The organism is Achromobacter pulmonis (assembly GCF_002885955.2).
Classification (GTDB): Bacteria; Pseudomonadota; Gammaproteobacteria; order Burkholderiales; family Burkholderiaceae_B; genus Achromobacter; species Achromobacter pulmonis_A.
In genome coordinates this window covers 149,014-167,073 of sequence record NZ_POQS01000001.1, presented here as the reverse complement: position 1 = coordinate 167,073, position 18,060 = coordinate 149,014, and the positions used below count along the sequence as shown (strand labels likewise).

Genomic DNA, 18,060 nt, shown 5'->3' with positions numbered 1-18,060 from the left:
CGTCATCGACAGCTACTGGTGCCCGGTAAGGCGAAAAACCCGGATCGTATCCCGCAGCGCCGCCGACTGCCCGCCCAGCTCGCGCACGGCTCCCCCCAGCTCCTGCACCAGCTGCGTGTTCTGCGCCGTCATCACGTCCATCTGCGACACCGCCGTATCCACCTGCTCGATCCCGCTGGACTGCTCCTGCGACGCCCGCGCGATCCCGGCGATGATATCGGTCACCCGATGCACGGCCGCCACGATTTCCTGCATCGTCGCGCCCGCCTGCTCGGCCTGCTGCGACCCCTCGGTCACGCGGTCCGCGGAATCCTCGATCAGCCCCTTGATCTCCTTGGCGGCCTGCGCGCTTTTCTGCGCCAGCGTGCGCACCTCGCCCGCCACCACCGCGAACCCCTTGCCGGACTCGCCGGCCCGCGCCGCCTCGACCGCCGCGTTCAGCGCCAAAATATTCGTCTGGAACGCAATCCCTTCGATGATGCTCACGATATCGGCGATCCGGCGCGAACTGTCCGAAATCCCGTGCATGGTCTCCACCACCTGGCCCACCGCGACTCCGCCGCGCCGCGCCACGTCCATGCTGCTCGCGGCCAGCTCATTGGCCTGCCGCGCATTGTCGGCGTTCTGCCGCACCGTGGCGGTCAGCTGCGCCATGCTCGTCGCGGTCTGCTGCAGGGACGCCGCCTGGCCCTCCGTGCGGCCGGCCAGCTCCTGATTGCCGCGCGCGATATGCGAGGCCGCCTGCGTCGTGCCCTCGATGCCCCGGTACACATCCTGCGCAATCCCGATCAGGCTCTTGCGCATCACGTCGAGCGAAAACATCAGGCTGCCGATCTCGTCATCCGATTCCGGCACGATCTGCGTCGTCAGGTTCCCCGCCGCCACCTGCCGCGCCATGTTGGCCGCATCCACCATCGGATCCAGCACGAACCGCGACAGGCGCCAGCTCATTGCGAACAGCGCCAGCACGCCGGCGCCCAAGGCGGCGCACGCCAGCCCCACCTGCTGCGCATCCATGCGTTCCCAGCCGGCATACATCCCATAGGCCCCCGCCGCCGTCACGATGCCCGCCGACAGCAGCGCATGGCGCAGCATGCGGCTGCGCACGCATTGCCTGAACGGAAACGCCAGCGCGTCCAGGCCGCGCCGCCAGCCGGCCCGCACCGGACGCCCGCGCCGGATGCGCACGCCGCGGGCCGTGCCCTCGCGCATGCGCGCATACAGCTCCTCGGCCATCTGGATCTGCTCTTCCGAGGCCTGCACCCGCACCGACGAATAAGCCACCACCTCGCCGTGCTCGACGATGGGCGTGGCGTTGGCCAGCACCCAATAGAAACCGCCGTCCTTGCGCCGGTTCTTGACCAGGCCCAGCCACGAGCCGCCGGCCTGCAGCGTGGCCCACAGGTCCTCGTAGGCTTGCGGCGGCATGTCCGGGTGGCGCACGATGTTGTGGGCCTTGCCGATCAGTTCCTCGCGCGAAAAGCCGCTCACCTCGATAAAGGCCGGATTCGCATACACGATCCGGCCTTTGGTGTCGGTGCGCGAGATCAGGTACTGATCGGCGCGCAGCTTGGTTTCCACGTTATGGACGGGTAGATTGACACGCACAGCTTGCCTCCGGTTTCGTCAAAGAACAGCAAATGAACAACGGCGGACAAACTGGACCTGACGCCCCGCGTATACGTTTCCGCCCGGTTCGTAAGGCCAGGCGCACGCTGGTGCGTGACGGCCGTCGAACACTTCATTGCCCGATTCGGGCGCTATTTTTTTCGTTAACGGTCATATTTTCGAAAACTTAACCGTCAATAACCTGTTGGCGGAAAAAACGAAAACCGCAGCCGCGCTTGTGCGCGGCCGCGGTTCTTTGTTCAAGCCCCGGGCGTCAGGCCTGGGTCAGCGTGGGCGCGGCATAGCCGCTCAACTGGTGCGCCGGCACCTCGATCACTTCGCCGGCGTTGATCTTGAACACCGCCACGGCTTCGGCCAGGCGCTGCGCCTGTTCCTGCAGCGAACCGGCCGCGGCCGCCGCTTCTTCGACCAGCGCCGCGTTCTGCTGCGTCACCTCGTCCATCTGCGACACCGCGCGGTTGACCTGGTCGATGCCGCTGGACTGCTCTTCGGACGCCGCCGAGATCTCACCCATGATGTCGGTCACGCGCTTGACCGAGGCCACGATCTCCTGCATGGTCGCGCCCGCGCGTTCCACCTGCTGCGAACCGGCGCCCACCTTGGCCACCGAATCCTCGATCAGACCCTTGATCTCCTTGGCGGCCTGCGCGCTGCGCTGGGCCAGCGAACGGACTTCGCCCGCCACCACCGCGAAACCCTTGCCCTGTTCGCCGGCGCGCGCGGCTTCCACCGCCGCGTTCAGCGCCAGGATGTTGGTCTGGAACGCGATGCCGTCGATCACCGAAACGATTTCCGAGATCTTGCGCGAGCTGGCGGAAATGCCCTGCATCGTGCCCACCACTTCGGACACCGCGGAGCCGCCGCGCTCGGCCACGTCGGACGCGCTGGCCGCCAGCTGGTTGGCCTGGCGCGCGTTGTCGGCGTTCTGCTTGACGGTCGAGGCCAGCTCTTCCATGGACGCCGCGGTTTCCTCCAGCGAGGCGGCCTGCTCTTCCGTACGGCTGGACAGGTCGGTGTTGCCCGCCGAGATCTCGCGCGAACCCACGGTGATCTCGTCCACGCCGCGGCGCACCGAAGCCACGGTGCGCGTCAGGCTTTCCTGCATGCGCTTGAGCGCCGCGAACAGCTGGCCGATTTCATTGTGCGAGCGCACCTCGACGCGGCTGGTCAGGTCGCCCGAGGCGATCTTGTCGAAATGCTGGCCGGCTTCCACCAGCGGGCGGACCACCAGGCGGCCGAACAGCACGCGGGCCAGCACCATCAGCACCAGCGCCAGCGCGACCGCCACGCCCACCGCCATCATGGCGCGGTTGAAGTTGGCCTCGGCCTGTTCGATCAGGGCGTTCTGCTGGTCATTGATGTACTTGCCGAATTCGCTGAGCGCCGCGATGAAGGCGGCGCTGCGCGGCGTGCCGTATTCGTTGTTCACCATGTAGAACGTCGAATAGTCTTCGCTGCGCAGGGCCTCGACCATGGTGTCCACGCCGTCGTCGATGTACGAGCGATAGCGCCGCACCAGATTCATGGACAGCTGGCGGCCGGTGTCGTCCTGCAGCATGTTCTTCTGGAACTCCGCGAAGCTGCTGCGCACGCCGGTCAGCAGGTCGGTGGCGTCCTTGAGCGAGGCCGCGGCGTCGCGCGCCGAATTCTCGCCGCTGCCCCAGCCGGACTCCTGCAGGTGGCGCGCGGCCACCATCAGCCCCACGCGGGCGCGCAGCATGTCGCTATTGATCACCTCGACCTGGCGCGCCCTTTCGGTCAGGCCGTTGATCTCGCGGATCGATTCGTAGTTGTGCTGCAGGAAATACGCGGCCAGACCGCCCACCGCCGCGATCAGCACGGCGAAGAACGCCATGACCCACAGCAGCATCGTGCCCACGCGCGCATCGCGCAGGCGCAGCTTCTTCTTCACCTTGGGCGCGCGCGCCTTTCTTTTGCCTGCCTTGCCGGACTTGATACCGGATTCGAGACTCGCTTCCATATTATTTCCCCATGCCTCCAGGAACTGCATGATCAAACAAAAAGCACCCTGTTGACATGCCCTGTTACACAGGGCATGCATTCAGGGCGACGGACATCGCGGTCTGCGCCGCGACGCTCTGTGCCGCCCGGCGGAGTTACCCGCCTTGCGGCCGCGATCCGGCCGATTCTCCCGGACCGGGTATGTAGATGTAGGACTCTCCGGGCTCGACCTTGGGCAGCGCCCAGTCCGGCAGCGGCTCGGACGCGGGCGCCGGCCCCAGCAGATTGCGGCGCTCCCAGGGTTCGAGCAGGATATTGGTGCTGTCCACGAGGTTCGCCAGCCGGCCGTCAGGGCCGAAGCGCAGCAGCGCTTCCTTGCGGCCGTACAGGCCGTCGGTGACGACCGTGACCTTGTACGACCAGAGCGCCAGCAGGCTGCCGTCGGGCTGCGGATAGATCTTGTCGGGCGCGGCGCCCAGCGCGTGCGTGGCATCCGCAAGCGTGGAACGGCCCGGGTTCAGGCTGGACAGCCCGTCCGGGTCGAAATTGCGTCCGGTCGCCGTGCAACCGGCGAGCGTGGCGGCCAGGACAGCCGCCGCAAGTAGGTGTAGATAGGCTCGCATACCCGCCTGTCAGAAAGATTCCCAGTCGTCGTCCGCGGGCGGCGTCCGCCGGCTGGCCGGTGGCCTGCTCGCGGGCCTGCCTTCGGCCGCCGCGCTGGCCGCGGGCCGGCGCGGACCGCGCGTGGCCGTGGCNGCGAGGCGCATGCGTCAGGCGCGCGGCAGGCGCCGCCTGGACGGGCGCCTCCGCTTGCGCCGCGGGCGCTTCGGGCGCCGGCGCGGCCACGCGCGGCGCGGGCCGTGCGTGCGCCAGTTGCTGGGCCGGCACTTCGATCACTTCGCCGGCGTTGATCTTGAACACCGCCACGGCTTCGGCCAGACGCTGCGCCTGGTCCTGCAGCGAGCCGGCGGCCGCCGCGGCTTCTTCGACCAGCGCCGCGTTCTGCTGCGTCACCTCGTCCATCTGCGACACGGCGCGGTTGACCTGATCGATGCCGCTGGACTGCTCCTCGGACGCCGCCGAGATCTCGCCCATGATGTCGGTCACGCGCTTGACCGAGGCCACGATCTCCTGCATGGTCGCGCCCGCGCGTTCCACCTGCTGCGAACCGGCGCCCACCTTGCTGACCGAATCCTCGATCAAGCCCTTGATTTCCTTGGCCGCCTGGGCGCTGCGCTGCGCCAGCGCGCGCACCTCGCCCGCCACCACGGCAAAGCCCTTGCCCTGTTCGCCGGCGCGCGCGGCTTCCACCGCGGCGTTCAGCGCCAGGATGTTGGTCTGGAACGCGATGCCGTCGATCACCGACACGATTTCCGAAATCTTGCGCGAGCTGGCCGAAATCTGCTCCATCGTGCCCACCACTTCGGACACCGCGGAGCCGCCGCGCTCGGCCACGTCGGACGCGCTGGCCGCCAGCTGGTTGGCCTGGCGCGCGTTGTCGGCGTTCTGCTTGACCGTCGAAGCCAGCTGCTCCATGGAGGCGGCGGTTTCTTCCAGCGAGGCCGCCTGCTGCTCGGTGCGGCTGGACAGGTCCGTGTTGCCCGCCGAGATTTCGCGCGAGCCCACGTTGATCTCGTCCACGCCGCGACGCACCGCCGCCACCGTGCGCGTCAGGCTTTCCTGCATGCGCTTGACCGCCGCCATCAGCGTGCCGATTTCGTTGGTGGAGGTGGCTTCCACCCGCACGGTCAGGTCGCCCGCGGCGATCTTGTCGAAGCTCTCGCTGACCGAGCGCAAGGGGCGCAGCACCGCCCGGTTGATGAACAGGAACGCGGCCAGCCACACCACGAGGATCAGCACCGCCAGCACGGGGTAGACGATGGCCATGGTCGCCGACTGGGACCGCGCAGCCTCCACCGCCGCCACGCTATAGGCGTTGATGTTCTCCATGAACGCGGCCAGGCGTTGGGAAAATGCCTGGCTGGCGGCCGCGCCGGTGGTGTTCTTCTCTTTGAGATAGGCCTCCATGTCGCCGCGCTCCAGGGCCAGCACCATGGCCTGCAGCGCATCGGCGAAGCGCTGGAACGAGGACAGCAGTTCGGACTCGGCGGCCTTGCCCTGCTCGGTAACCTTGGGAATGGCCTTGAACGCCTCCATCTTGGTCCTGGCCTCGGCCAGTTGCTGCTTCAGGGTGCGCGTGTTCTCGGCCACGCCGGCGGTATCGCCGGCATTGCGCAATCCCACCACGATATCGGCGCGTATCGTGCCGCGCAGCATCAGCGCATAGGCGTCCTTGAGCAGATCCGCCTGCTGGACGCCCAGCGTATTGAGGGCGTTGATCGACTCGCTGCTCGATCGCATGCTGTTCCAGCCCAGCACGATCGCGGCAAGCGCGGCCAGGGCGACCACCAGTTGGGCCAGCATGAGGCCCGTGCGCACCTTCAGATTGCTAAACACTTCGATATATTCCGGTAAGCGCCCCGGCGGCGACGCCGCCGATGCGAAAAGTGAAATAACAGGTCAAAGCAGCAACGGATTACGCCGTCAGAAAGACTCCCAATCGTCGTCCGACGGCGGCGGCCGGCGGGCGGCGGGCTTGGCGTCGGTGGCGTTCGCCGTCCGGCTGGCCGCGCGCCGCGGCGCCCGGGCGGCCGACATGGCCGGTTTGGCCGCCGCCGGCCGGGCCGGCCTGGATGCGGCGGGTTTGGGTTCTGCCTGCGCCAGCGCAGCCAGCTTGGGCGCGGGCGCCTCGGCCTGCTGCGCGGGCGCCTCGGCCGCCTCGGCATGGTCGCCGGCGGCCGGCCGCGGCGCCGGCATGCGCGGCGCGCTGCGTTCGCGCGCCAACTGCTGGGCCGGCACTTCGATCACTTCGCCGGCGTTGATCTTGAACACCGCCACGACTTCGGCCAGACGCTGCGCCTGTTCCTGCAGCGAACCGGCCGCGGCCGCCGCTTCTTCGACCAGCGCCGCGTTCTGCTGCGTCACCTCGTCCATCTGCGACACGGCGCGGTTGACCTGATCGATGCCGCTGGACTGCTCCTCGGACGCCGCCGAGATCTCGCCCATGATGTCGGTCACGCGCTTGACCGAGGCCACGATCTCCTGCATGGTCGCGCCCGCGCGTTCCACCTGCTGCGAACCGGCGCCCACCTTGCTGACCGAATCCTCGATCAAGCCCTTGATTTCCTTGGCCGCCTGGGCGCTGCGCTGTGCCAGCGCGCGCACCTCGCCCGCCACCACGGCAAAGCCCTTACCCTGCTCGCCGGCGCGCGCGGCTTCCACCGCGGCGTTCAGCGCCAGGATGTTGGTCTGGAACGCAATGCCGTCGATCACCGAAACGATTTCGGAAATCTTGCGCGAACTGGCCGAAATCTGCTCCATGGTGCCGACCACTTCCGACACCGCCGCGCCGCCGCGCTCGGCCACTTCGGAAGCGCTGGCCGCCAGCTGGTTGGCCTGGCGCGCGTTGTCGGCGTTCTGCTTGACCGTCGAAGCCAGCTCTTCCATGGACGCCGCGGTTTCTTCCAGCGAGGCGGCCTGCTCTTCCGTGCGGCTGGACAGGTCGGTGTTGCCCGCCGAGATCTCGCGCGAGCCCACGTTGATCTCGTCCACGCCACGGCGCACCGAGGCCACCGTGCGCGTCAGGCTTTCCTGCATGCGCTTGATCGCGGCGAACAGCTGGCCGATTTCGTTGCTGCTGCGGACTTCGACGCGGCCGGTGAAGTCGCCGCCGGCGATCTTCTCGAAATGATTGCCGGCCTCGCGCAGCGGACGCAGCACCGTGCGGTTGATGAAAACCCAACAGCCCAGGGACAGCGCCAGCGCGATCGCCAGCAGGACGATGGTGACGACGCGCGCGGCCGCGTGTTCGGCCTCGGCCTCTTCCACCAGCTTGTCGGTGGACTTGTCCACGAAGTCCTGGACCGCGCCCACCGCTTCGCGCAGCGCCGTATTGGCGGCGCCGCCGGCGTCGTTGAGGTCCAGGAATGTCTGCACCTCCATCGCCGCCAGGGCCGCGGCCTGGCGCTTGGAGATGTCGTCGAACTGCCGGAAGGCGGCGTCCAGCTTGGCGTTGAGCGCCTCGGCGCCCGGCATGGCCGGCGCCTTGCGGTAGGCCTCCAGCGCCTTGGCGCCCTCCTGCATCTGGACCTGCGCGCGCTGCGCCTGGGAGCCCGCCTGCTCGGTCTTGCCCTGCTGCATGTCCAGCAGGGAGTTCGCCAGCAGCAGCCGGCCGCGCAGCAGCAAGGTGTAGGCGCGGTCGAGCTGCAGGGCCTGCGTGGAATAGGCGCTATTGACCTGCACCATCTTCTGGTTGCTCGAATCCAGCCCCAGCCACGCCACGCCGTTGGAGATGAACATGGCCGCCGTGAACAGCAGCAGCACTAGGATGATGCAGGTGCGGACTTTCAGATTGACAAGCATGGGACTTCCGAGTGTTGAGCTACATGAACCGACTGTTTCCTACCCTGCACATGAACACGGACGCCCCGGCCCGGGCCGGCGGCGTCCGCGTGCACGCTATGGCGCGCCCAGAGGCGCGCGTTGCGCTACGCCGCGGCGTCAATTGCGGCTGAACAGGCTCGAACCCTGGATGGTCATGAAGGCCGCCGAGGCCGCCTGCAGCGCCACCTGGCGCAACGCGAGCTGGCTGGCGCCCTGGTAATAATCCAGGTCTTCCAGGTCCGACAGCGATTTGGCGTACGACAGTCCTTTCTGCGTGCCGCTCGCATCCAGGGCTTCCAGCTCGTTCATGCGCGCGCCCACGGAAGCGTTCACCGTCAGCACGTTGTCGTAGTTGGAAGCCAGTTTCTTGTTGGCCGTGGCCAGCGCGTTGTTCAGCCTGGCCGTCGCCACCGGGTCGCCGGCGCTGGGCGCGTCCAGCGCCGCGATCAGGTTGTCCAGGGTGGCGAACACGTCCATGTCGGCCGACTGGACGTTCTCGACCTCGATCACGTCGCCGACGGCCGGCGTGCCCTTGATCGAGGTGGACACGCCGCCGAAATCGATGGTCGCGCCGTCCACGTAAGGGGTCGGCGGCTGCGAGAGATCCGGCACCACCTGCTCGGTGCCGTCGGCCGCCGTCGCGGTGACGCGGTAGCCCAGTTCGCCGGTAGCGTTATCGGTCACGAACTCGACCGAATACTTCCGGGCCAGGTTCGCGCTGCCCGGGGTCACCGAGACCGAGCCGAACTCCGCCGTGCCGGCGTTGTCCTGGCCGGCCGAGGCCACATAGGCCTGCGAGCCGGGGTTGGCGCGGCCGAAGATGTCCTTGCCCAGGTCGCTGGTGGAAATCTGGCGGCTCTGGTCGACCTGCACGGTGCGCTCGCCGACCGAGCCGCTATAGGAAATCTTGCCCGAGGTGTCCTTGGCGTAGGGCGCCTTGGTGCCGTCGTTGCCCGAGAACAGGTACTGGCCGTTGCCGTCGGTGGCGTTGGCCAGCCCCAGCAGCGCCTCGCGCGTGCTCTTGAGCGCGGTCGAAAGCGCCTGCCGGTCGCTGTCGGACAGCACGCCGCCGGCCTGAATGATGCGGGTGCGGGCCTCTTGCAGCGCGTTGGTGACCGCGTCCAGGGTGTTGCTTTCCTGGCCCAGATAGGTGTTGGCGGTCTGGCGGTTCATGGCGTAGGCCGCGTTCATGCTTTGCGTCTGCGCCACGCCGATGGCCAGCGAGGCCGCCAGCGGGTCGTCGGCCGGGGTCAGGTTCTTGCGGCCGCTGCCGATCTGCTCGACCAGCCGGTTCATGTCGGATTCCTGGCCCAGAATTCCGTTCAGGCCGTTGGTGTACATCATCGAGGTGCTCAGGCGCATGGCGCAACTCCGAAAATCTGTTTATTCATCACAACCAAGCGCTCAACCGCGCAGGCCCAGCAAGGTGTCGAATATGGTGCTGGCCACGTCGATGATGCGGGCGCTGGCCTGGTACTGTTCCTGGTACAGCGACAGGCTGACGTATTCCTCGTTCAGGTTCACGCCCGACACCGCCTGCTGGGCGGCCGTGGCCTGCTTGATCAGGTTGCCCTGCGCCGTGGCGGCGGCCTTGATCTGCGCGGTCTGCACGCCCACGGTGTTGACCACCTGGGCGAACATGTCGGTGGTGCTCATGGTGCCGTGGCCCAGCACCTTGGCGTTTTCGAGCTGGGCGAGCTTGAGCGCGTTCTTGCCGTTGGCGTCGCCGCCCTCGGCGTCGGCCGCGGCGATCTTTTCCGGATCGCGGATCAGCACTTCGATGTCGCGGGCCGCGTCGCGGGTGGGCGACAGCGTCCATTTGTCGCCGGCGCGCGGCGGCTCGCTGATGGTCAGCGTCACGCCCATTTCCTTTTCCAGGTTGAGCGTGGGCGGCGTGCCGCTGGCCGGGCCGTTATAGACCTGCGTGCCTTCCGGCTGGCGCAGTACCCGGTAATTCGCGCCGTCGAACGAGATCTCGTAGTCCTTGGCGTTGATGTTGTCCAGGTTCGTGAATTTTCCCGAGATCTGGGCGTTGCTCTTGTTCTGGGCGTTGGGCACGCCCTGCGGATCGCTGATGCCGAAGAAGTCGCCGCCGGGGTTGCCGTTCTGGTCCAGGCCCTGACGGTGCTGCGCGTTGAACGACAGCGCCAGCCCGACCGCCATCTGGCCCAGCTGGTTCTGCATCACGTCCAGCGACTGGCTGCGGAACTGCAGCAGGCCGCCCAGCTTGCCGCCGGTGACCTCGCTGTCGTCGAGTTCGACGGCGACCGTCTTGCCCGCGCCGGCCGGCAGGGTATAGGCCAGCACCGTGCGGCCGGCGTCCTTGGACGAGGCCACGGCCTGCAGGGGATAGATGGTGTTGCCCGACAGCAGCGCCTGGCCGCCGTTGGCCAGCGAAATATTGATCTTGTCGCCCTGCTGGTACGTGGTGATGCCGACCAGCTGGTTCAGCTCCATCACGGCCAGGTCGCGCTGGTCCAGCAGGTCGTTCGGGGGGCTGCCGCCGGCCTTGCCCGAAGCCAGCGAAATCTGGGTGTTCAGGTCGTCGATGCGGGCCAGGTAGCTGTTGACCTGCTCCACCGTGGTGGTGATCTGCGTGTTCAGCCCGACGCGCTGGTTCTGCATCTCGGTGTAGGCCGAACGGATCTGCGTGGCCAGGCTGTTGGCCTTGCCCAGCAGGTCGGCGCGCGCGGCCGGATCGCCCGGCTTGCTGGCGACCATGTTCATGCTGGTGAAGAAGTTGTTCAGCCCCGGCGCGATGCCGACGGTGCGGTCGGCGAACAGGTTGTTGATCTGCGAGACCTGGTCGAACTGGGCCTGCAGCTGGGCGCCGCTGCCCTGCGCGCCGACGAGCTGCCGGTACAGGAAGCTGTCGTAGCTGCGCACGACGGTGTCGACCTGCACGCCGCGGCCGATGAAGCCGTTGCTGGTGGCCTGGGCGCCGGCCGTGGAGGTCATGACGCGCTGGCGGTTGTAGCCGGCCGTGGTGGCATTGTTGATGTTGTGGCTGGTGGTGGCCAAACCTGCCTGGGCTGCGTTCAGCCCGCCCAACGCCGAGTTATACAAATTCATACTGACAATGCCCCGTGTTTAACCGCAACCGATATGTCTGGATACTCCATTAACGGCAGCAGATGGTCCGAATTTAGAGTCCTTCCAACATCTGGCGGGAAATTTCCACCCTGGACGCCGCGCCCCGCAGCTGGCCCATCACGCCGATCAGCTTCTGGGCGTACTGCGGATCGGTGGCGTAGCCGGCGTCCTGGATCTTGCGGGCGGCCTCGATCTCGTTGCGCGCCTGCGTCACGGCCTCGTAGCGCGGGCTGTTGCCGATCAGGCGGGCGTAGTCGGCGAACGACTCCTCGTAGGAGGCGTAGGCGCGGAAGGGTTGCGTCACCTTTTTGGCCACGCCGTTCTCGTACTCCGTGGTGAGCACGTGCACCACCTTGCCCTTCCAGCTGGCGCCGGCCTTGATGCCGAACAGGTTGTAGCTGGTGCTGCCGTCGTCGAACTTGATCTCGCGCTTGCCCCAGCCGGATTCCAGCGCCGCCTGGCCCATGATGAGGCGCGCCGGCACCCCGCTTTGCTGCGCGGCCAGGTTGGCCGCGCGCGACATCCTGGAGACGAAATCCACCACGTGATCGGGCGCGCCCTCGGCGGCCGCCAGCGCCCGGTCGCTCGGGCGGTTGTTGCGCATCACGTTGAGCAGCGCCGACACCTCGCGCGAGTTGCCGCTGCGGAAATCCAGTCCGCCGCCCTGCCCCAGCCGTTCGACCGACTGGGCCGGCAGCTCGCCCGGCTTGCCTTCCTGCATCTGCGCCAGGATGGCCGCCGACAGGCCGATCCCGGGCGAAGCCAGGTGCAGCGCCAGCTGCTCGTCGGCCATGGACTGCAGCATCTGCGTCTGCTGCGAATCGAACAGGCCCTCCTTGGGCGTGGCCTCGCGCATGCGCTTGAGCATCATCTGCAGGAACAGGGCCTCGAACTGCCTGGCCACCTGCTTCTGCTGGTCGGTGCCGGCCGGATCGGTCTTGACCTCGCGCTTCAGGTCCGACAGCCGGCCCAGGTCGAAGACCGAATCCTGGCGTTGGGCGCCGCGCGCCGCGTCATGCGTGTATGCCATGGCCGTCAGATGATTTCCAGTTCGGCGCGCAGCGCGCCGGCCGACTTCATGGCCTGCAGGATGGACAGCAGGTCCTGCGGCGTGGCGCCCAGGGCGTTCAGGCCCTTGACTACGTCGGCCAGGTTGGCGCTGGTGCGCACGCGCTGCAGCGAGCCGTTTTCCTGGCGCACTTCGATCTGGGTGTTGGGCACCACCACCGTCTGCCCTTCGGTGAACGGGGTGTCGGGCTGCGACACCTGGTTCTGGCGGTTGATGATGACCGACAGGTTGCCGTGCGCCACCGCAGCCTCTTCGATCATGACCGTGCGGTTCATGACCACTGAGCCGGTGCGGGCGTTGATGATGACCTTGGCCACCGTGGGCGCGCGCGTAACCTGCAGGTCTTCCACCAGCGACAGGAAGCGCGCCTGCGAGGCCTGCTCCATCGGGGTGCGCACCTGCACGACGCGCCCGTCCAGCGCCGTGGCCGTGCCCTGGCCGAACTTCTTGTTCAGCGCCGCCGCCACGTTCTGGGCCGTGCCGAAATCGGTGTTGTTCAGTTCGACGTGGATGTAGCCGTCGCGCGCGAACGTGGTGGGCACGCCGCGCTCGACGATGGCGCCGGCGCTGATGCGCCCGCCGTTCAACTGGTTGATCTGCACGCTGGAGCCGCCGGCCGACGCGCCCGCGCCGCCCACCAGGATGTTGCCCTGGGCGATGGCGTAGACCTGGCTGTCGGCGCCCTTGAGCGGCGTCATCAGCAGCGTGCCGCCGCGCAGGCTCTTGGCGTTGCCCATCGAGGACACCACCACGTCCAGCGTCTGGCCGGGCCGCGCGAACGCCGGCAAGGTCGCCGTGACCATCACGGCCGCCACGTTCTTGAGCTGCATATTGCTGCCGGCCGGCACGGTGATGCCGAGCTGGGACAGCATATTGGTCAGGCTCTGCTGCGTGAACGGCGTCTGGCGCACCTGGTCGCCGCTGCCGTCCAGGCCCACGACCAGGCCGTAGCCGATCAGCTGGTTGCCGCGCACGCCCTGGATCGAGGCCAGGTCCTTGAGCCGCTCGGCCTGCGCCGCGCCGGTCCCGGCCAACAGGCCGGCGGCGACGCAGACGTGCGCCAGCAGGCGGAAGAAGATGGAATGCTTCATTTCAGTTGTCCAAAGCGCCCGCGCATAAAACATTAGAACGGCGATGCCATCAGGAAAAAGCGTTGCAGCCAGCCCATGGTCTGGACTTCGTCCATGACGCCCTTGCTGCGGTATTCGATGCGGGCGTCGGCCACCTGGGTGGACGACACGGTGTTGGTGCCGGTGATCGAGCGCGGGTCCACCACGCCCGAGAAGCGCACGTACTCGCTGCCGCGGTTGATGGCGATCTGCTTCTCGCCGGCCACCTGCAGGTTGCCGTTGGACATCACGCCCACCACCGTGGTGGTGATGGTGCCGGTGAAGGCGTTGTTGGCCGTGCTGTCGCCCTTGCCCTGCAACACGTTGCCGCCCTTGGCGTCGGTATTCAGGTTGGCGTTGGCCCAGCTGTCCATGAACGACGGCGCGGCGGCGATGCCCAGCGTGGCGCTGCCGCTGCGATTGGTGTTGGTGGCGACGTTCTTGGAGGCGTTCGTCTTCTCGTTGAGCACGATGGTGACGATGTCTCCGACGTTGCGCGGACGGCGGTCCTCGAACAGCGGATAGTTGCCGTAGGCGGTGGGCTGGTAGATCGAGCCCGTGGGTTGCGCCGCGGGCATGGGCGGCGCCGGCGGCACGGCCGTGGTCGGCCCGGTCACGATGGGTTCGGGCGGAATCATGGCGCAGCCGGCCACCAGCGTGGCCAGGGCCGCGACGCTCGCCAGGCGCAGGACGGAGATGGACATCACAGTTGGGTCAGGCGGGCCAGCATTTCATCCGACGTCTTGACGGCCTTGCTGTTCATTTCGTAGGCGCGCTGCGTGGTGATCATGTTGACCAGCTCTTCGGCGACGTTGACGTTGGAGGTTTCGACGTAGTTCTGCATGATGGAGCCGGCGCCGTCCACGCCCGGCTGCAGCAGGTTGGCCGGACCCGAGGAATCGGTTTCCAGGTACAGGTTCTCGCCGATGCTCTGCAGGCCGGTGGGATTGATGAACGTGGCGATCTGCAGCTGCCCGATCTGCACGTTGACGCCGGCCGCGCCCGGCTGGGTCACCGAGACCATGCCATCGTTGCCGATGGTGATGGACAGGGCGTTGTCGGGCACGTTGATGGGCGGCTGGATCACGTAGCCGCTGACGGTGGTCAGCTGGCCGTTCTGGTCGCGCTGCAGCGCACCGTCGCGGGTGTAGGCCTGGGTGCCGTCGGGCAGCTCCACCTGCAGGAAGCCGCGGCCGTTGATGGCCACGTCCATTTCGCTGCCGGTGTTGTTCAGGTTGCCCGTGGTGTGGATGCGCTCGGTCGCGGCCACGCGCGCGCCGGTGCCCAGCTGCAGCCCGGAGGGCAGCTGGGTGGCGTCGCCGACCTGGGCGCCGGGCTGGCGCAGCGTCTGGTACATGAGGTCCTGGAACACCGCGCGGCCGCGCTTGAAGCCGTTGGTCGAGACGTTGGCCAGGTTGTTGGAAATCACGTCCATGGAGGTCTGCTGACCTTCCAGGCCCGTCTTGGCGATCCACAGCGAACGCATCATGATGTAGTACTCCTGGTGGCGCGGCCCGGCCGCGCGCGTATTGGGTATTGGTTTTGAATCGGGCGCCGGGTCAGGCGCTTATCGACAGAATGCCGTTGGCGCGCTCGGCGTTGCGGTCGGACTGCTGGATCACCTGCATCTGCTGCTCGAAACGGCGGGCGTTGGCGATCATGCCGACCATCGCCGCCATCGGATTGGTGTTGCTGCCCTCGAGCACCCCGGCCAGCAGCCGCAGGCTGGGATCGGCCGGCAGCGGCGGCGCGGGCTGGCCGTCGACCGGCGCCCGGCGGAACACGCCGTCGTCGCCATGCACCAGCTGCTCGCGCGGCGGGTTCACCAGCTTGAGCCGGCCCAGGTTGAGGATATTGTTGGGCGCGTCGCCCGCGCCGATCGCGGTGATCGTGCCGTCCGAGGTGATCGTCAGCGCGGCCTGGTCGGGCACGTCGATGGGCCCGCCCTGGTCCGACAGCACCGGCTGGCCCAGCGAGGTCTGCAACAGTCCGTTGACGCCGACCTGCAGGCTGCCGGCCCGAGTATAGGCCTCGCCCTGCGGCGTCTGCACCGCCAGCCAGCCGCGCTCGTCGGCCAGCGCCACGTCCAGGTCGCGGCCGGTGGTCTGCATGGTTCCCATCTGGAAACTGTTGCCCGGCGTCGAAGCCACCGTCGACACGCGCGTGGGCAGGCTGACCCCGTCGGCGACCGGCACCGACCGGTACAGCGCGATCTGCTCGCGAAAACCCGGGGTGTTCACGTTGGCCATATTGTTCGACAGCACGGCCTGATGCTCCGTGATGCGCGCCGCGCCATTCATCGCGGTGTAGATAATCCGATCCATTTCCTGTTCCGTCGGTGGTCCAGCAGCACGCGTTCGCCGCGCCGCAACCTGTTCCCCGCCCTGCGCCGGCCTCCCCGAGCAGGGCGCCGCGGATCCGGCTCCGCCGGTCCGCAGGCGCGCCCCCTTGAGGGGGAAGCGCCGCAGGCGCTCCGGGGGTGGGCTCTACTTGAGATTCATGAGCACCTGCATGATTTCGTCCTGGGTCTTGATCGTCTGCGAGTTCGCCTGGTAGGTGCGCTGCGCGATGATCATGTTGACCAGTTCCTTGCTCATGTCGACGTTGGACGATTCCGTCGCCTGGCCCACCACCGTGGACATGCCGTTGGTGCCCGGCTGGCCCAGGATGGGCTGGCCGGAAGCGGCGGTTTCGGTCCAGGCGTTGTTGCCCACCGGCTGCAGGCCCTGCAGGTTCGAGAAGTCCGCCAGCACGATGGTGCCGACCACCTGGGTCTGGCCGTTGGTGTAGCTGGCCACCAGGCTGCCGTCGCCGCCGATGTTGATGCCGCTGAATTCGCCGGAGCTGTAGCCGTCGGGCTTGGCGACCAGCTTGTAGTCGCTGCCGTACTGGGTGGTGCCGGTGTAGTTCATGGCGATCGTCAGCGGATCGGCGGGCGTGGTGTTGCCGCCGGGCTGCTCGAAGCGCAGGTTCACCACCGGCGCGCTGGTCAGCGTGCCGGCGTTGTTGAAGGTGAGCTTGGTGGCGTTGCTGTTCCAGGCGCCGTCGGTGCCCTGCGTGGTCGGCTGCATGGCCTTGCCGTCCATCGTGTAATAGACCTCGTACACGCTGGCGCCGCCTTCGGACGGGCGCTTGACGAAGTACTGCATCACCTGGTGCGAATTGCCCAGGGAGTCGTACACGGTCATGGGCGAGGCGCTGGTGTAGCTGCTGGAGATCGTCGGGTCGAACGGGCGGCCGGGTTCGATGACCGCCGCGGTGTATTCCTCGAAACCGGGAATGGCGGACAGGTCTTGGTTTTGGGTAACCACGCCGCCCGCGCCGATGGTGATCGTGGTCGAGCCTTCGGTCACGGGGCCGGCAGGCGCCGGGTCCCCGTTGGCGTCGACCAGCTTGGCGTCGCCGTTGTCGTCGCGCGTGAACGTGTAATCCACCCCCCCTAGCCTGACCTTGCCCGGCACGGGGCCTGCAGTCTCCGTATCCGTCTGGTAAACCACCTTGGCGTTGGCGTCCAGGTTGGCCACGGTGGTGCTCGAACCAGTCGCCTTGGGCGCCACGTTGGCGGTGGGCAGCTGCAGCTCGACCGGGTTGGCGCCGACCGCGCCGGCCGGGTAGCCGGTCAGGCGGTAGCCCTGGGCGTTGACGATGAAGTTGTTCTTGTCGACCAGGAATTCGCCGTTGCGGGTGTACATGACCGCGCCGCTCTGGTCGGTGACGCGGAACATGCCCTTGGCGCCGTCGATGGCGATGTCGTATTCACCGCCGCCGCCGTTGACCGTGCCCACCGTGAAGCGCTGGCTGATGCCGGCGACCTTCACGCCCAGGCCGACGCGCGAACTGGCGTAGACGTCCGCGAACGAGGCGGCCGACGACTTGAAGCCGACGGTGCCCGAGTTGGCGATGTTGTTGCCGATCACGTCCAGGTTCTGCGCCGCGGCGTTCAAGCCGCTCAATCCTTGTCCGAAGCCCATGTTTTCTCTCGCTAATCCTTAAACTGAGTGAAGCCGCCGCGCGTGCGCCGGCACCGATACGCCGCGCCCGCCTCAGGCGCCGATCACCTTGCGCACATCCAGCATGCTGGTCTGGCCGTCCAGGCCCAGGTCCAGGCGCAGGCCATTGGTGGAATACCCCACGCTCTTGACCTGGCCGTAGCTCAACACTTCCGAATTCACCTTCTTGCCGTCGGCGTCCGTGGCCAGGATGGACACGTTGTAGGCGCCCGGCTCCAGCGCCACGCCGCTGTCGTTCTTGCCGTCCCAGTTGAGCGTGTAGACGCCGGTTTCCTGCTCGCCCAGCTCGATGGTGCGCACCACCACGCCGTTGGAGTCCGAAATCCGCACCTGGACCTTGGCGGCGTCGCCCTGCAGGTCCACGCCGTAGGGCGTGACCACGCGCTCGGCGCCGTTGTCGCCGTCCACGCCGACCTTGACCTTGGTGCCCGGGATCAGCACGCCCTTGCCGATCATCGCCACGGCGTTCATCGACTGCGACACGTCGATCTGGCCGCTGATGGCCAGCATGGTGTTCTTCAGGTTGGTGATGCCTTCCACCGTGGAGATCTGCGCAAGCTGGGAAGTCAGCTCGGCGTTCTGCATGGGGTTGAGCGGGTCCTGGTTCTGCAGCTGCGTCACCAGCAGCGTCAGGAACTGGTCCTGCAGGCCTTGCGCCGCGCTGTTGGAGTTGGCGCCGGTCTGGGCGAGCCCCAGGCCGGTCTGGCTGGTGGTTTGGTCGATAGTGGACATGAATTCACTTGCT

At 67.5% G+C, this 18,060-nt stretch carries 13 protein-coding genes and 1 pseudogene; all 14 read right to left on the bottom strand.

Features of this window, described 5'->3' with window-relative positions:
• Positions 1-12: 12 nt before the first annotated feature.
• The 14 genes and pseudogenes from C1I89_RS00745 to C1I89_RS00685 all read right to left on the bottom strand — a co-directional run bounded on the left by C1I89_RS00745 (position 13) and on the right by C1I89_RS00685 (position 18,047).
• Positions 13-1,608 carry a methyl-accepting chemotaxis protein gene (locus C1I89_RS00745; protein WP_102770911.1) on the bottom strand — a complete coding sequence of 532 codons (1,596 nt, stop codon included), beginning with the start codon at positions 1,606-1,608 and terminating at the stop codon, positions 13-15.
• A 274-nt stretch (positions 1,609-1,882) separates the two neighbouring features.
• Positions 1,883-3,610: a methyl-accepting chemotaxis protein gene (locus tag C1I89_RS00740; RefSeq protein WP_146196857.1), complete on the bottom strand. Its 1,728-nt coding sequence runs from the start codon at positions 3,608-3,610 to the stop codon at positions 1,883-1,885.
• 136 nt (positions 3,611-3,746) lie between these two features.
• A complete protein-coding gene (locus tag C1I89_RS35055; protein ID WP_111825286.1) occupies positions 3,747-4,214 on the bottom strand; it encodes a hypothetical protein in 468 nt (155 codons plus the stop codon).
• A gap of 9 nt (positions 4,215-4,223) precedes the next feature.
• A pseudogene (locus C1I89_RS00735) lies at positions 4,224-6,048 on the bottom strand (methyl-accepting chemotaxis protein).
• An 87-nt stretch (positions 6,049-6,135) separates the two neighbouring features.
• A complete protein-coding gene (locus tag C1I89_RS00730) occupies positions 6,136-8,013 on the bottom strand; it encodes a methyl-accepting chemotaxis protein (RefSeq protein ID WP_102770910.1) in 1,878 nt (625 codons plus the stop codon).
• A gap of 138 nt (positions 8,014-8,151) precedes the next feature.
• A complete protein-coding gene (flgL, locus tag C1I89_RS00725) occupies positions 8,152-9,396 on the bottom strand; it encodes a flagellar hook-associated protein FlgL (RefSeq protein ID WP_102770909.1) in 1,245 nt (414 codons plus the stop codon).
• A 42-nt stretch (positions 9,397-9,438) separates the two neighbouring features.
• Entirely contained in the window at positions 9,439-11,106 is a 1,668-nt protein-coding gene (flgK, locus tag C1I89_RS00720) for a flagellar hook-associated protein FlgK (protein WP_102770908.1), read from the bottom strand.
• Between the two features lie 73 nt (positions 11,107-11,179).
• Positions 11,180-12,157, bottom strand: coding sequence for a flagellar assembly peptidoglycan hydrolase FlgJ (gene flgJ, locus C1I89_RS00715; RefSeq protein ID WP_102770907.1), 978 nt, complete (start codon positions 12,155-12,157; stop codon positions 11,180-11,182).
• Between the two features lie 5 nt (positions 12,158-12,162).
• Positions 12,163-13,287 carry a flagellar basal body P-ring protein FlgI gene (locus C1I89_RS00710; RefSeq protein ID WP_102770906.1) on the bottom strand — a complete coding sequence of 375 codons (1,125 nt, stop codon included), beginning with the start codon at positions 13,285-13,287 and terminating at the stop codon, positions 12,163-12,165.
• A gap of 32 nt (positions 13,288-13,319) precedes the next feature.
• Entirely contained in the window at positions 13,320-14,009 is a 690-nt protein-coding gene (locus C1I89_RS00705; protein WP_102770905.1) for a flagellar basal body L-ring protein FlgH, read from the bottom strand.
• Positions 14,009-14,794: a flagellar basal-body rod protein FlgG gene (flgG, locus tag C1I89_RS00700; protein WP_102770904.1), complete on the bottom strand. Its 786-nt coding sequence runs from the start codon at positions 14,792-14,794 to the stop codon at positions 14,009-14,011. Before flgG ends, C1I89_RS00705 begins: the two co-directional genes overlap by 1 nt.
• Before the next feature lie 70 nt (positions 14,795-14,864).
• Positions 14,865-15,629, bottom strand: a complete 765-nt coding sequence (locus tag C1I89_RS00695; RefSeq protein ID WP_102770903.1) for a flagellar basal body rod protein FlgF — start codon at positions 15,627-15,629, stop codon at positions 14,865-14,867.
• A gap of 162 nt (positions 15,630-15,791) precedes the next feature.
• A complete protein-coding gene (locus C1I89_RS00690; protein ID WP_102770902.1) occupies positions 15,792-17,276 on the bottom strand; it encodes a flagellar hook-basal body complex protein in 1,485 nt (494 codons plus the stop codon).
• Between the two features lie 72 nt (positions 17,277-17,348).
• A complete protein-coding gene (locus C1I89_RS00685) occupies positions 17,349-18,047 on the bottom strand; it encodes a flagellar hook capping FlgD N-terminal domain-containing protein (RefSeq protein WP_102770901.1) in 699 nt (232 codons plus the stop codon).
• Positions 18,048-18,060 lie beyond the last annotated feature (13 nt).